Origin of the sequence: Brevibacterium sp. ZH18 (assembly GCF_022748595.1) — a bacterium.
Lineage (GTDB): Bacteria > Actinomycetota > Actinomycetes > Actinomycetales > Brevibacteriaceae > Brevibacterium.
The window spans coordinates 14,901-28,860 of record NZ_JALDSX010000007.1 but is presented as its reverse complement, the minus strand read 5'-3'; the positions used below and the strand labels follow the sequence as shown (position 1 = coordinate 28,860).

The following is a 13,960-nucleotide window of genomic DNA, read 5'->3' as shown; positions in this document are numbered from 1 at the left end:
ATAGGGAAGACATCATGAGCAGCAGCACACACATCGCCCAGATCCCGCCCGAAGGCTCACCGCAGTCGCCCGTCGGCGGAGCGTACAGAGCCGTCGGCACGACCCTGTCCGTCGTCGTTGTCGGCGGACTCGTCTGGGGCCTGTCCCTGACGGTCATCAAAGCCATCGCGATCTTCACCGGCTGAACACAGCCTCGGCGAACAGGACTCACATGAGCCTCAACGACCCTGACCTCGGCTTCTTCAAACAGAAGTCCAAGGTCAGGGTCGTTTCCATTGCCCTGTGGTGCCTGGTCATCCTGCTCGCATTCCTCACCACGTGGATGGCCGGCGTAGCCTCGACCGGCACGGGCGGAACAGGCGCGGACCGGGCCCCGGCTCTGCCCTTCCTGACGGTCGGCGCGTTCACCCTCGGCTTCGGCGCAATGGTGTTCGACTTCTTCACCGCCGAGGTACGTGATGACCTGGCAGGGTGGGGCGCGACCCGGTTCCTCGGATACGTCGTCCTCGGCCTGGCCGCAGGTGCGTGCGCGTTTGCCATCACCCTTGGAGATGCCCCTACCTGGGGCTGGATGATCGCCTTCGTCCTCGCCATCGGGGTGCTGTTCCTCCCGCAGGCAACCGCGTACCGCATCCAGCGACGCGAAGTCGAGCGGGCGCGCGTCCAGTCGGAGTTCTCGCCGGTGACGGGCACAGTGACGAACATGAAGCTGGTCCACGAGATGGACGTCTACAAGTACAAGACCACCGTCACGTTCCACGACGATGCCGGTCGTCAGCGTTGGCACGTCGTGAGGATCCCGTTCCGTTCCTCCAACGTGCAGGTCGGCGACACCTGCCGGGTTCATTTCGATCCCGCACGCCTGCCCAAGCGCAGCGCCATCGTCGTCACCTTCCGCTGACGCGAATCGCCTCGGTCCACCCTGGGCGGAATCATCACCACGCGCTGCAGAGAAGTCTCACGCGGCTCTTGCCCTCGACTAACTTAAGTGCTTAACTTACTTCATGGACCTGGCACATGAACTCCACGATCTGGTACGCACCCTTGATAAATGGGCAGAGAAAATCCTCCGCCCCGAGGGCCTGACCTACAACCAGTACGTGGCTCTGGTCATCCTTTCCCAGCACCCGGGGATCACCGGCCGCCTGCTCGCCAAATCGCTCGGAGTCACCGAGGCGGCCGGCAGCGGCATCGTCAAAGTTCTGCTGACGAAGGACTTCGTCACCAACCACGCGGCGATCGGCTCGGGCAATCGGCGCGAACTCCACATCACGCCTGCAGGTCAGGAGAAGACCGACCGCTGCGGGCACCTACTCGGCCATTCACTCGACGACAACGCGCGCGCGATCGGCCTCGACCCCAGCGGGTTGGCCGCGACCGTCCGCTCCCTGCACGACGAAGTGCGCACGGTTCGCCACCCGGGCGAACATGCTGACCCGGCCCCGTAGACGTCGCCTTCCACTCCCCCGGACGCACTTTCGCATTCCATCCCTCCACACATCTTCACGTTCATCGCCTTCTTCAAGGAGCACTCATGACTTCCGTCCTCGCCGCCCTCGCACTCGTCTTCGGTCTTGCCCGTCTCGTTGTCTTCATCAGCCTTCACGTCGTCAAGAGCGAGTACGGCATCGTCGAGCACGCCGTCAGCGACTACGCTGTCGGCAGCACTCGGCGTCTGAGCAACATCATGACCTGGCTGACCGTCCCCTTCTGGGCACTCCTCGCCGCGGCTGTGGCCACCGGGCTCTCGTCCTGGTCGGATGCCACCTGGGTAACGATCGCCCTGGGGGCGCTGGCGCTGATCTTCCTCGTCCTGCCCTTCGCGCCCACGAACCTCGAAGGGCAGAAGCTCACTCGCATCGGCCGACTTCACTACCTGTTCGCGATCGCCTGGTTCGCCCTCAGCTATGCCTGCATGGGCAACTTCGTTCGCCTCTTCACCGCCGAGGCGGTCCAGCCCCTGGCCGGCATCCTCAACGCGCTCTCGTGGATCGCTCTCGTCGCCCTCGTAATCAGCGTCATCGTCCTCATCATCACCAAATTGCGCCCGAAGGTCTTCGGCATCTCCGAGCGGGTCTTCATCCTCGCCGTCAACCTCTTCTACATCGGCGTCGCCGCCGGCATCATGATCATCGCCGCACACTGACGCTTCGCGGCGCAGAACCGCAGAACCACAGGACCGCAGAATCACCAGAGCGATGAGGCTGTGAGGGTTCGGGCACACAGCGTCTCGGCGAGTTGAGTGCTCACTCGAAGCACAGAACCAGCAACGGCACAGCCCTGCCACAGGATGCGGAGAGTCAATAGAGGAAAGCACCACAGACCGACATTGACAAGGTGAGCGACGATGAATCATCCACAGCAGAATCCCGAATCCAACCAGAACCCGACGCCGAGGCGGCCCTCCGTTTCCCCGTACCCCGCCGTCAACTCCCCGCAGGCCCCCAACCAGCCCCCGCACCCCGGGATGAACTTCACGTCCGCGTCAGGTCAGTCGCCGATGAACGAGGCGACAACCTCGGCGTCGGCATTCGGAGCAGCGGTCGCTCAGGCGAACGGACAGGCGAACGCCACGTCCCACCGTTCTCGGGCACGCAGGCGCGGACTCATTGCTCTGGGCACGGCGGCCGGACTCTCCCTCATGCTCGTCGGCGGCGGATTCGCCGCTCAGTTCGGTGCGAATGCCGTCTCGGCGATCACTGCGCAGGAGGCACCGCTGTCGGCCGCTGGCAACGGCGGATCGGCTCCGCTCCAGGGCCAGACCGGTGGCAGCACCGGCGGCAGCACGGGTGGCGGCAACGGCTCAGCCGGCGGCTTCGGAAACGGCGCGAATGGTGGGACAGGCAGTTCCGGAGGCACAAGCAATGGCTCCGGCGGCGGAGCCGATGGAACGATGCCGGGCGCCGATTCGACGCAGACCGATGCAACCCCCGCGAGTGCGAAGGAATCGACCGGGGTCGTGCTCATCGACACGAAACTCGGCTACCAGAGCGCCGAGGCGGCGGGCACCGGCATCGTGCTCAGCAGTGACGGACTCATCCTCACGAACAATCACGTCATCGCCGACTCGACGGAGATCAAGGTCACCGTGGCCACCACGGGCAAGACCTACACGGCGAAGGTTCTCGGCTCAGATTCGACGAAGGACGTGGCCGTTCTCCAGCTCAAGGACGCCTCCGGGCTGCAGACTGCGAAGGTCGACAACGGTGACGTCAAGGTCGGTGCCGATGTGACGGCAGTCGGCAATGCCGGCGGAACCGGCCAGCTGGCGGCTGCCGACGGAACTGTCACCGACCTCAACGCCTCGGTCACGACCACCGCTGAGTCCTCCGCTGACTCCGAGTCACTGAACAACATGATCGAGGTCGACGCGGACATCGTCGCAGGTGACTCCGGCGGAGCACTGCTCGACAGCGACGGCGACGTGATCGGCATCGATACCGCCGCGTCCTCGGGCTCGGCGAACATCACCGGCTACGCGATCCCCATCGACAGCGCACTGGCCACAGCCAAGAGCATCGTCAGCGGCGAGCAGACGCAGACGAACACCTTGGGCTATCCGGCATTCCTGGGCATCGGCGTCCAGTCGGCGACCGATTCCCAATCCGGAAGCACTATGACCCCGGGCGGACAGGGCAGTGACCAGAGCAGCGGCCAAGACTCCTCCGGTGCCTCCAGCGGATCTGCACGCACCAGCTCCTCAGGTGCCGTGGTCTCCGGCGTCTATGAGAACACTCCTGCGGCGAAGGCGGGTCTGACGGCCGGCGACACGATCACGTCGATCGACTCGACGACGATCTCCGACCCCACCACGCTCTCGGACGTCATCGCCAAGCACAACCCGGGCGACAAGGTGGGGCTGACCTGGATTGACGCGTCCGGACAGAGCCATTCGGCAACCGTGACCCTCACCGAGGGGCCCGCCTCCTGAACGAGTCGCATCGGACCGGCACCCATCGTTCCGGACGAAAAGACGCAGAAGCACTGATCGCGCCGCACAGTCACCACTGTGTGGCGCGATCCTGTCGTGGTGGCAGTGGCCGGCCAGTGCGGGCAGACAAGTAGGATCAAGCCATGCCGAACGACGAGAACTCCGACCCGCGCCCGAAGCCTGAGGGCTCCGGACGCATGCCCGTCTCGTCGATTCTGCGCAATGTCGCACTCGCCCTGGTGATCCTCGTCTGCCTCTGGCTGGTCTTCAACGTGCGCCTGCCTTCACTCGACTCACTGCAAGACGAGATCGCCCAGGCAGGGTTCTGGGGCTTCAGCATCTTCATCGGCCTCTACGCCGTTGTCGCCGCCACCCCGATACCGGTGACCATCATGGCCGTCGCCGGAGGCCTCGTCTTCGGCTTGCCGTTCGGCACTCTGCTGTCGATGATCGGCGTGGTCGCCGGCTGCTATGGCGGCTACTGGATCTCCCGCGGCCTGGGCCGCGACACGGTGATGAAGCTGCTGGGCAGTCACGCCGAGGCGATCGAATCACGACTGACCAACGGCGGCTTCTACGCGGTGTGCATGCTGCGCCTCATGCCGGGCTTCCCCTACTGGCCGGTGAACTACGGCAGCGGGGCGCTGGGCATCAAGAGCCGCACATTCCTCTTCGCCACCGTCGTCTCGGCCCTTCCAGGCCAGCTCTCCCTCGTGGCAGTGGGAGCCTTCATCGGAAATCCGGGAATCGTCAACGGCATCGCCGTCGGCATCTCCTGGGCACTGGTCATCGTGCTGACGATCATCACCTTCCGCCGCTGGAAGTTGACCCGAAAGAGCTCGAAAGAAACAGAGACCAAAGGCGCATCCGAAGTCGAGGACGCGTATGAGATCGAGGACGGGCCCGACGTCGAGGGCGAGTCCAAGGCGAAGCCCGAGGGCTGATCCGGCCCAGATGGCTGAGGCTTCAGATCAGCTGAGCCGAAGATCGGTGATGCAGGTCGCACCGTCATCCGCAGTTGAGAATTCGACAGAACCGGATTTTCCTTCATAGGTGATCCCAATGGTTCCTTCGATGTCGCTTGGAACCCAGAACCCAACGAAGCCGTTGTCGAACGTGGTTACCTGATCGTCGACGACACGTTCGCCAGTGGCGCTGTCAGTGATCTTCACGTCGAGTTCCTCGTTTCCGAGCTCTCCGCGACAGGTTGTCAGGCTGTGGTAGAAGCAGTCATGAGTGGTGTTCACGTACGGAGCAATCGAGACATACGCTGTCTCCTCCGGAAGATCGAAAGTCACCTCTTGCGCTTCACCGGCCAGCACCAGCTCATCGGGGTAGACCGATGCCATGAGATCACTCGGGCGATCAGCCACTGCAAGTCGGTCAAGATGGTCAATGGCTTCAACGGCGTCCATCCCATCCAATCCGTGTTCGGAGAGGAACTCTTCCGTCGATACCTGATCGCGGCGTGGCCCAGAGCCCGAATCGTCGGTCCCACAAGCTGCCAAGAGCAAGGTCAGAGCCGCGATGGCGATGGCTCGCCTTAGCATCGCCACACGCATCGTTTCTATCTGAATCACGTTGACAACTATACCCCCTCTAGGTATATCGTCGGCGTCGGGCGCCCCCGTGCAGCCCGCGATCGGACCGCAATGGCCAAGGAAATTGCAGGAGAGAAATGAATACATCCACTCTGTCGACGACCATCGTTGCGATTGCAGCCGCATCGGCGCTGGTACTGTCGGGATGTGCCAGCTCTGAAGGCGACGAGGCTGCTCAGCATTCACAGCATGAGAAACAGTCCGAGTCGGCATCGAGTGAGAACCACGGAGAAAGCCATGAGCACGCCGCGGACGGCGGCCAGCCGCCCAAAGGCATCGAAAAGGCATCCGATCCCACATACGCCGTTGGAGATGAGGTCACTCTCGCCGCTGACCATATGCCCGGAATGAAGGGCGCGAAGGCGACGATCTCGGGCGCCTTCGAGACCACCACATATTCGGTCAGCTACACGCCCACCGACGGCGGCGACCCGGTCAAAGACCACAAATGGGTCGTCCAAGAAGAACTGAAGAACCCCGGCAAGGCTCCCCTCAAAGACGGCGCAAAGGTGATTCTCAAAGCAGACCACATGCCCGGGATGAAGGGCGCCGAAGCAACGATCGACAGCTCGACCGAGGATACCGTCTACATGGTCGATATCGACATGGATGGCATGACGATGACGAACCACAAATGGGTCACCGAGGACGAGGTCCAGCCAGTCAAGTGATCTCAGCATTGGAGGCTGAGCCCCCACGGCGGCTCACCCGAAGTTCGGCGTCCGACGCTCCTGAAAAGCCTTGAACCCCTCGGCATAGTCCGGGGTCTGACGCGCGGTCTCCTGCAGGTCGGCCTCCTTTGCCAGCACCTGCCCCAGAGTCGGTCGCTCGTCGGCGAGCTCCTGCACGAAACCCTTCTCCATGGCGAAGGCTTCGGCGGGTCCGCTGACGATCTTCGCGAGCTTCGCCTCGACGAATTCGGACAGGTCCTCGGCAGGAACTGCACGGGACACGATGCCCGCAGCAGCCGCCTCGGCGCCGGTCATGAAATCCCCGGTGATGATGAGGTCCATCGTCCGGTGGTAGCCCAACCGGTCGAGGAACACGTGGTGCGCACCGGAGTCGAGCATCGCTCCGATCGCGGCGAACGGCGAGCCGAACTTCGCGTTGTCGGCGGCATAGATGATGTCCGCGGCGGCCGCGATCCCGAAGCCCAGCCCCAGCGCGGCCCCTTGGACCTGCGCGATCACCGGGATCGGCAGGGCACGGATGGCGTTGAAGACAGGTGTAAAGATCTCGGCGAGGAACGCGTGCGCATCATCGGTGTCGACGTCGACGGCCGAGATGTCGCGACCAGAGCTGAAGACCTTGCCCTCTGCCCTGATCAGGAGCGCGCGCACGGTGGGGATCGCCTCGGCGACCTTGGCCACGGCCGCCGCGATGTCCCGGAGGTCATCGGCGTCGAGCGCGTTGCGGGACTCGGGCCCGTCGAGGATGATCTCGGCGATGCGGTCACGGCTGGTCAGTCTGATCTCGGTCATGCGTGCTCCTCTGCAGATGATGACGCGGCGGTCGGGCGCGGAACTGATGGGATCGTCAGGCGCGGAACTGATGGGATGGTCGGGCGCGGAACTGATGGGATGGTCGGGGCGGGACCCTGAGGACGGTTCACCGGGTCCGAACGGTCACCACGTATAGAATCCCTGGCCGGACTTACGGCCCAGCTGACCTGCGGCGACTTTGTCCTTGAGCAGCTGCGGCGGGGCGAATCGGGGGCCGAGTTCGCGTTCGAGGTGCTCAGCGATTCCGAGACGCACGTCGAGGCCGACGATGTCCGTGGTCTTCAGCGGCCCGGCCGGATGCCGGTAGCCCAGGGTCATCGCCCGATCGATGTCCGCAGGCTCGGCGACCTCGTCCTCGACCATCCGAATCGCTTCCAAAGCAAGGGCCACGCCGAGGCGGCTCGACGCGAATCCGGGCGAATCCCTGACCGTGATCGCCGTCTTCCCCAGACCCGCCACCCAGTTCTTCGCGGCATCGACGAGGGGCGGTGCTGTATGCGTGCCGACGACGACCTCGACGAGGTCGCTAACCGGGACCGGGTTGAAGAAGTGCATGCCGATGAGCGCTTGGGGCCTGGGCAGGGCTGCGGCGAGCTCGTCGATCGACAGTGCGCTCGTGTTCGTGCCGATGGCTGCGGCCGGAGCGTACTTCGCGATTCCGGCGAGGACTTCCTGCTTGAGTTCGACGATCTCCGGCACCGCCTCAACGACGAGGAGTGCCTGGTCGAGCAGGGTCGGGTCGCGGACGACTTCGACGGTGCCGGACACGACGATGCCTTTGGATTTCGATTTCTCGATCGAGGCGTCAATGCGCTCCTCGGCGGCTGCCACGGTGTCGTCGGTGTTCTCGATGACGATGACTCGGGCGCCGGCCACCGCGAAGGCGTGGGCGATGCCCGCGCCCATCCGGCCGCCGCCATAGACGCCGACAGTGTCGGGCACCTGTGCGATCTGCTCACTCATTCGGTGCGACCTTCCTGATCGGCACGGGGATCGGTACTGGAAGTGGCACGGGGATCGGCCTGCTGGGCCATCGCCTCGGTCGCCGCGGCGTGGGCCTTCGCCCGCTTCTTCACTTCCCTCTTCGCGAGGAACGCATCCATCCGGGCGTACTTCTCCTCGGTCTCGAACAGCACGGCCTGGGCCAGGTTGTCGATGAGCGGGTGAGCGTCCTTCGGTGCGTGGAACGCTGATTTGCTCAACCGCACAGCCAACGGCGCGAAGCTCGCGATCCGGTCGGCCAGTGCCCCACCGGCGAGCTCGAGGTCCTCGGGATCGACGACGTCGTTGAGCAGTCCGATGGCCTTGGCCTCCTCGGCCTGGAGAGTCCGGCCCGCGAGCAGGATCTCCTTCGCCCGCGGTTCGCCGATGAGTTCGCGCAGGCGCCACGCGGCACCGGCTGCGGCGAGGATGCCCAACCCGGCCTCGGGATTGCCGATCTTCGTCGTCGGCGTGCCGATCCGGAAGTCACAGGCGAACGCGAGCTCAGCCCCACCACCTAGGGCGAAGCCGTCGACGAGCGCGATGACCGGCATCGGCAGTTCCTGGATACGGGTGAAGAGCTTCGAGTTGATTCCGGCCAGAGCCTCGTCGCGACCGCGGTTGCGCAGCTGCTCGATGTCGGCTCCGGCAGCAAAAACGCCGCTCGAGCCGGTGAGGATCGCGACCTTCGGGTCGGCTTCAAGCTCAGCGCACACCGCGTGCAGGGCATCGACCATCGACTGGTCGATGGCGTTGCGCACCTCGGGACGGTTGAGCCGGATGATCACGCGATCGGCAAGGCGCTCGACGACGACCGGGGACGACGCTGCGGCGGCGCCCGCGCTCATGCACGCTCCAACAGCAGTGCCGAACCCTGGCCGACGCCGACGGCCTTGAGCGTGGTCGCAACTACGTCATCAGGTCGCTGATCAGCAAGGATTGCGCCGCAGCGACCGATGGGTGGGCGCAGTCCGTCCAGGATGAATGCCTCTGGCATGAGTCTCCTCAGTAGTGGTGTGCAGGCGGTGTCGGTGATTCCCGATCCTAGCGACCGAGGCCGGCGAGCGCTCGGAAGTCTCGCTGATCACGAGTCGTAGTCGACCGTGACCTCGTCGCTGACAGGGAACGTCTGGCAGGTGAGCACGAAGTTGTCCGCGACCTCGCTGTCCTCGAGGGCGTAGTTGCGCACCATGTCGACTTCGCCGCCGCAGATCTTGGCCCGGCAGGTCCCGCACACGCCGCCTTTGCAGGCGAAGGGCAGATCCGAGCGCGATTCCTGTGCGGAGTCGAGGATCGTCTTGCCCTGCGACATCGCCGAGGTGGTCCGCCGTCCGTCGAGCACGATCGTGACGTCGCTGGTGGCACCCTCGAGTACCTTGTCCGCGTGGACGACCTCCGGCGGCGGTTCGTCGACGTAGAAGAGCTCGAAGTGGACCTTGTCCTTGGCCACTCCGAATTCGGCGAGGACCGCGCGGGCGTCGCTGAGCATGCCGAAGGGACCGCACAGCCACACATGGTCCATGTCGCCGATGGGCACCAGCGAGGTCAGCAGCGCGCGCAGCTTTGCCTCGTCGAGTCGACCGGAGAAGAGTTCAACCTCCCGGGGTTCGCGGGAGAGGACGTGGATGAGGTCGAGCTGCTGGTTGCGGGCATCTTTGAGGTCCGCGAGCTCCTCGGCGAACATCACGGTGTTCGTGTTCCGGTTGCCGTAGAGCAGGGTGACCGAGGCGTCCGGATTGGACAGCACGGTCGTGGCGATCGAGAGCATCGGGGTGATGCCCGATCCTGCGGCGATGCACAGATGTCGCCCGCCGAGGTTGGGGTCGGCTTGGAAGCTGCCGCTGGGTGGCTGGACCTCAATGGTCTCACCCGGACGGACGTCGCGGACGAGCCACCTGGAGAAGAGCCCCTCGGGGATCTCGCGGACACCGATGCGCGGGTCCGTTCCGGCCGGGGCGCAGATGGAATAGGAGCGGCGGTGCTCGGCACCCTCGATCATCCGACGCAGAGTCAGGGACTGCCCTGCGGCGAAGTCGAAGAGCTCCGCGTACTCATCCGGGACGTCGAAGGTCACTGCCGCCGAGTCCTCGGTGAGATGGTCGACGGACTTCACGGTCAACGGGTAGAAGCTCGACCGGGAGGCACCCACGCCGGAAACGGTCGGGGCGCTCGGCTGGGTCGTGGGAGCCGCCTCGGCGCTCTGATCGATCGTTTCGGTCATCTCAGATCTCCTTCACGTGTTCGAACGGCTCGAGACAGTCACGGCACTGATACATCGCCTTGCACGCCGTCGGTCCGAATTCCGAGGACAGGCGCACATTCGTCGATCCGCACAGGGTGCATGTCAGGGCCCGCTTGGTGGGCATCAGAGTCAGAGCCACAGGCCCCTCCCGCCGAGGCGCCTGCCCGGGTGGGGAGATCCCGGCACCTTTGAGTGCCTTCCGCCCCTCTTCGGTGATCCAATCACTGGTCCAGGCTGGTGTCAGAGACACCCGCACCTCGGCGTCGGAGAATCCGGCGTCCTGGAGTTCACGCTGCAGGTCATCGCGCATCGTCGCCATCGCCGGGCATCCCGAGTAGGTGGGGGTGATGGTCGTGACGACGCGGCCGTCCTCGATCGCGACATCGCGGAGCACGCCGAGGTCGACGAGCGTGAGCATCGGCATCTCCGGATCGGTGACGCGAGCGGCGGCGGCACGGGCACGATCGAGCACCTCGGCGGCACGGGCACGATCGAGCACCTCGGCGTCGGTGCGATGAATGTCGCGGCCGTCGGGGGTGGCGGGGGTGCGGGTATCGAGAGCTGCAGTCACCATCGTCCTTCCGGGTACTGGCGGGCGACGACCTGCATGTCGGCGACCATCTTCGACAGTGCTTCGGTGTGCAGTCCGTCGCGGCCCTTCTTCCCACGCACGCCTGCGAGCACGCCCCGTTCGGGACGGTCGATGCCGGCTGCGGCGAAGACCTGGTCGAGGATGACTCCGGCCTCGTCGGCCACCTCGGCGGGGTCGACACCGATTCCGGCCGCCGCCACCGAGGCTTCGGTCGGGTGGGTCTCGAACAGCTCCTCCCACAGGGGCCAGAGTCCGTCGAGTGCGCTGAGGAGTCGTGTCTTCGACTCATCGGTGCCGCGGGCCAGGGTGAGCACCCAGCGGCCGGCGAAGTCGCGATGATAGGTCATCTCCTTGACGCCTTTGACGGCGATGGCCGAGAGCACGGAGTCCCTGCTGGACTGGAGGCGTTCGAAGATGGCCAGGCGCCAGGTGGAGTAGATGAGGATCTTCGCGACCGCCTCGGCGAAGTCGCCGTTGGGCACCTCGGCGAGCCGGACATTGCGGAATTGCAGGTCCTCGCGGAAGAACGCAAGGCGATCCTCGTCAGGAACCGGCGAGCCTTCGGGAAGCTGCGGCACGAGCCCGGGGTCTGCGGCAGCGGCACGCGCGAGCAGCAGCCGAGACTGACCGAGCAGGTCGAGGGCGATGTTCGCCAGCGCGATGTCCTCTTCCAGGTCAGGGGCATTGGAGCACCATTCGGAGATCCGCTGAGAGAAGACGAGAGCATCGTCGCCGAGCATGAGGCAGTATGCCGCGAGGTCCTTCGGGTCGACACCCTCAGGGACGGTCGTGTCGACGCCGGCCAGGGGGTCTTCGAAGTCTGTGCCGAAGGCCCAATGCGCGTCATTGACGAGCAGGCCCGAATAGGCGTTCTCGTGGTCGCCGTGCTCGATGTTGGCTCCGGCTTCGTCGTGGTCGACGTTGATGGAAGGTTCGTTGCTCATCGTCAGGCCCTTCTCACATGTGGGGGACATCGTCGGGGATGTCGTAGAAGGTGGGGTGGCGGTAGACCTTGTCGCCGGCAGGGGCGAACATCGGGTCCTTCTCGTCGGGGCTCGAGGCCGTGATGTCCGAGGAGCGGACGACCCACAGGCTCACACCTTCGTTGCGCCGGGTGTAGACGTCGCGGGCATGGCGCAGCGCCATCTGATCGTCGGGCGCGTGCAGCGATCCGACGTGAACGTGGTTGAGTCCGCGCTTGCCGCGCACGAAGACCTCATAGAGGGGCCATTCGCCGCGAGTCGCTGGTGTCTGTGTCATTTCGTGGCCTCCTCAGCGGCGGATTTGTCGGCGAAGGCGAGTGCGGCTTCGCGGACCCAGGCACCCTCGTCCCAGGCGCGCTTGCGGTGGGCGAGGCGCTGTTCGTTGCAGGGGCCGTTGCCCTTGACGACGGCCCAGAACTCGTCCCAGTCCGGGGTCGAGAAGTCGTAGTGACCGCGTTCCTCGTTCCATTTCAGACCGTCGTCGGGGAACGTCACCCCCAGTGCCTCTGCCTGCGGGACGGACATGTCGACGAACTTCTGGCGCAGCTCGTCGTTGGTGTGGGTCTTGATGCCCCACTCCATCGACTGCTCGGTGTTCGGGGAGTCGTCATCGGGCGGGCCGAACATCATGAGCGAGGGCCACCAGAAGCGGTTGACCGATTCCTGGACCGAGGCGCGCTGTTCGTCGGTGCCGCGCATCATCGTCATCAACAGTTCGTAACCCTGACGCTGATGGAAGGACTCTTCCTTGCAGACGCGGATCATCGCCCGACAATAGGGGCCGAAGGAGGTCCGGCACAGGGGCACCTGGTTGCAGATCGCGGCGCCGTCGACCAGCCAGCCGATCGTGCCGACATCTGTGTAAGACAGCGTCGGGTAGTTGAAGATCGAAGAGTACTTCTGCTTGCCGGCGATGAGCTTCTCGGTGAGCTCGTTGCGAGTCGTGCCCAGAGTCTCTGCGGCCGAGTACAGGTAGAGACCGTGACCGGCTTCGTCCTGGACCTTCGCGAGCAGGATCGCCTTGCGGCGCAGCGAGGGTGCCCGCGAGATCCAGTTGCCCTCGGGCTGCATGCCGATGATCTCCGAGTGAGCGTGCTGCGCAACCTGCCGCACGAGGGTCTTGCGGTACTTCTCCGGCATCCAGTCGCGCGGCTCGATGCGGTCCTTGGCTTTGATCGTCGACGCGAACTGCCCTTCGAGCTGCGCTTCGTCGAACTGGTTCTCATTGACCTGCGTTGTCATGACCACTCCACCCTTGGATGTGCCCTTCCGGCTCCTGCGTTCGGTCCGCCCACCGTACGACCGACGCACCGGCGAACCATCCACTGACCATCATTTACTGACCATTTGTTCTGTATTGTTCACTCTCAGTGTGGCATACCGCACGCCGAGGTGCAATGCACCCGCCGCGGCGAAGCGCACAGGACGCTCAGTGCCTGCACCGGACTTGACAGAGACGCCGATCACTACGATATTTATTGACCAGACGGTCGTTTATTCTCCGAAGGTGCCGACGCCGGGATCTTCGGGCGCTCAACTGCCATCGTCAACATGCGGTCACCACTGCCGAGCGAGTGATCACCACAGCAATCAGCGACTCGAAGAGGAGCCTGACATGGGAGAACCCAGTCCCGAGGCAACGACGACCACTCGAACTGCGGAAAGCGCCGGCAGTGAACCTGCCACCGGGGCCGCTGCGATGTTCGCCAATGATCGCGCCTCACAGCACTTGGGCATCACCGTCGACGACCACGGTCCCGGCTGGGCGCAGTGCTCGATGACCATCACCGACATCATGGCCAACGGACACGACATCACCCACGGCGGCTACGTCTTCCTCTTCGCCGACACCACCTTCGCGATGGCCTGCAACTATCCGGGTTCGATCACCGTCGCCTCCGGCGGTGACATCGACTTCCTCACGCCGACCTACGTCGGCGATGAGCTCGTCGCCCGCGGCAAGGAGATCGTCAAGCAGGGCCGCTCGGGCATCTACGACATCGAAGTCTCCCGCGGGGACGAGATCGTCGCGGTCTACCGCGGCCGTTCCCGCACTCTGCCCCCGCCGAAATGACGCCCCACCTCGGCGCCCTAAGAATTGCGAAGCACACCAGGTTCGACCAAGGAG

18 protein-coding genes are annotated in these 13,960 nt (G+C 64.7%); 8 read left to right on the top strand and 10 right to left on the bottom strand.

All coding sequences use genetic code 11. From position 1 onward, the window contains the following. Positions 1-14: 14 nt before the first annotated feature. The 6 genes from MPN20_RS04425 to MPN20_RS04400 all read left to right on the top strand — a co-directional run bounded on the left by MPN20_RS04425 (position 15) and on the right by MPN20_RS04400 (position 4,875). On the top strand, positions 15-185 hold the full coding sequence (locus tag MPN20_RS04425) for a hypothetical protein (protein ID WP_242779931.1): 171 nt from the start codon (positions 15-17) through the stop codon (positions 183-185). Between the two features lie 26 nt (positions 186-211). Further along, positions 212-901 (top strand): DUF3592 domain-containing protein, encoded by a 690-nt coding sequence (locus MPN20_RS04420; protein WP_242779929.1) that lies wholly within the window; start codon positions 212-214, stop codon positions 899-901. Between the two features lie 103 nt (positions 902-1,004). Then, positions 1,005-1,448, top strand: a complete 444-nt coding sequence (locus tag MPN20_RS04415; RefSeq protein ID WP_242779927.1) for a MarR family transcriptional regulator — start codon at positions 1,005-1,007, stop codon at positions 1,446-1,448. Positions 1,449-1,534: 86 nt separating this feature from the next. Next, positions 1,535-2,146: a DUF998 domain-containing protein gene (locus MPN20_RS04410; protein ID WP_242779925.1), complete on the top strand. Its 612-nt coding sequence runs from the start codon at positions 1,535-1,537 to the stop codon at positions 2,144-2,146. Positions 2,147-2,347: 201 nt separating this feature from the next. Beyond that, on the top strand, positions 2,348-3,931 hold the full coding sequence (locus MPN20_RS04405; RefSeq protein WP_242779923.1) for a trypsin-like peptidase domain-containing protein: 1,584 nt from the start codon (positions 2,348-2,350) through the stop codon (positions 3,929-3,931). Positions 3,932-4,074: 143 nt separating this feature from the next. After that, positions 4,075-4,875: a TVP38/TMEM64 family protein gene (locus MPN20_RS04400; RefSeq protein WP_242779921.1), complete on the top strand. Its 801-nt coding sequence runs from the start codon at positions 4,075-4,077 to the stop codon at positions 4,873-4,875. Positions 4,876-4,902: 27 nt separating this feature from the next. Here MPN20_RS04400 and MPN20_RS04395 read toward each other — a convergent pair whose 3' ends face one another. Further along, a complete protein-coding gene (locus MPN20_RS04395; protein ID WP_242779919.1) occupies positions 4,903-5,619 on the bottom strand; it encodes a CueP family metal-binding protein in 717 nt (238 codons plus the stop codon). Between MPN20_RS04395 and MPN20_RS04390 the strand changes: the two genes are divergently transcribed. Beyond that, on the top strand, positions 5,610-6,203 hold the full coding sequence (locus MPN20_RS04390; RefSeq protein WP_242779917.1) for a YdhK family protein: 594 nt from the start codon (positions 5,610-5,612) through the stop codon (positions 6,201-6,203). The genes MPN20_RS04395 and MPN20_RS04390 overlap by 10 nt on opposite strands. A 33-nt stretch (positions 6,204-6,236) precedes the next feature. Here MPN20_RS04390 and MPN20_RS04385 read toward each other — a convergent pair whose 3' ends face one another. The 9 genes from MPN20_RS04385 to paaA all read right to left on the bottom strand — a co-directional run bounded on the left by MPN20_RS04385 (position 6,237) and on the right by paaA (position 13,074). Further along, complete coding sequence (locus MPN20_RS04385) at positions 6,237-7,013, bottom strand: enoyl-CoA hydratase-related protein (protein WP_242779915.1); 777 nt, start codon at positions 7,011-7,013, stop codon at positions 6,237-6,239. 144 nt (positions 7,014-7,157) lie between these two features. Then, positions 7,158-7,997 (bottom strand): 3-hydroxyacyl-CoA dehydrogenase family protein, encoded by an 840-nt coding sequence (locus MPN20_RS04380; RefSeq protein ID WP_242779913.1) that lies wholly within the window; start codon positions 7,995-7,997, stop codon positions 7,158-7,160. Continuing rightward, positions 7,994-8,863 carry an enoyl-CoA hydratase/isomerase family protein gene (locus tag MPN20_RS04375; protein WP_242779911.1) on the bottom strand — a complete coding sequence of 290 codons (870 nt, stop codon included), beginning with the start codon at positions 8,861-8,863 and terminating at the stop codon, positions 7,994-7,996. Before MPN20_RS04375 ends, MPN20_RS04380 begins: the two co-directional genes overlap by 4 nt. Then, positions 8,860-9,012, bottom strand: coding sequence for a hypothetical protein (locus tag MPN20_RS04370; RefSeq protein WP_242779909.1), 153 nt, complete (start codon positions 9,010-9,012; stop codon positions 8,860-8,862). Before MPN20_RS04370 ends, MPN20_RS04375 begins: the two co-directional genes overlap by 4 nt. An 87-nt stretch (positions 9,013-9,099) precedes the next feature. Next, positions 9,100-10,236, bottom strand: a complete 1,137-nt coding sequence (gene paaE / locus MPN20_RS04365; protein ID WP_242779907.1) for a 1,2-phenylacetyl-CoA epoxidase subunit PaaE — start codon at positions 10,234-10,236, stop codon at positions 9,100-9,102. A 1-nt stretch (position 10,237) separates the two neighbouring features. Then, entirely contained in the window at positions 10,238-10,831 is a 594-nt protein-coding gene (paaD, locus tag MPN20_RS04360) for a 1,2-phenylacetyl-CoA epoxidase subunit PaaD (RefSeq protein WP_242779905.1), read from the bottom strand. Further along, complete coding sequence (gene paaC, locus MPN20_RS04355) at positions 10,825-11,793, bottom strand: 1,2-phenylacetyl-CoA epoxidase subunit PaaC (protein ID WP_242779903.1); 969 nt, start codon at positions 11,791-11,793, stop codon at positions 10,825-10,827. Before paaC ends, paaD begins: the two co-directional genes overlap by 7 nt. A 13-nt stretch (positions 11,794-11,806) precedes the next feature. Continuing rightward, complete coding sequence (gene paaB / locus MPN20_RS04350) at positions 11,807-12,109, bottom strand: 1,2-phenylacetyl-CoA epoxidase subunit PaaB (protein WP_242779901.1); 303 nt, start codon at positions 12,107-12,109, stop codon at positions 11,807-11,809. Beyond that, entirely contained in the window at positions 12,106-13,074 is a 969-nt protein-coding gene (paaA, locus tag MPN20_RS04345; protein ID WP_242779899.1) for a 1,2-phenylacetyl-CoA epoxidase subunit PaaA, read from the bottom strand. The genes paaB and paaA overlap by 4 nt, the downstream gene beginning before the upstream one ends. A gap of 373 nt (positions 13,075-13,447) precedes the next feature. Here paaA and paaI point away from each other — a divergent pair, with 373 nt between their 5' ends. After that, a complete protein-coding gene (paaI, locus tag MPN20_RS04340) occupies positions 13,448-13,906 on the top strand; it encodes a hydroxyphenylacetyl-CoA thioesterase PaaI (protein WP_242779897.1) in 459 nt (152 codons plus the stop codon). The last annotated feature ends 54 nt before the right edge of the window (positions 13,907-13,960 follow it).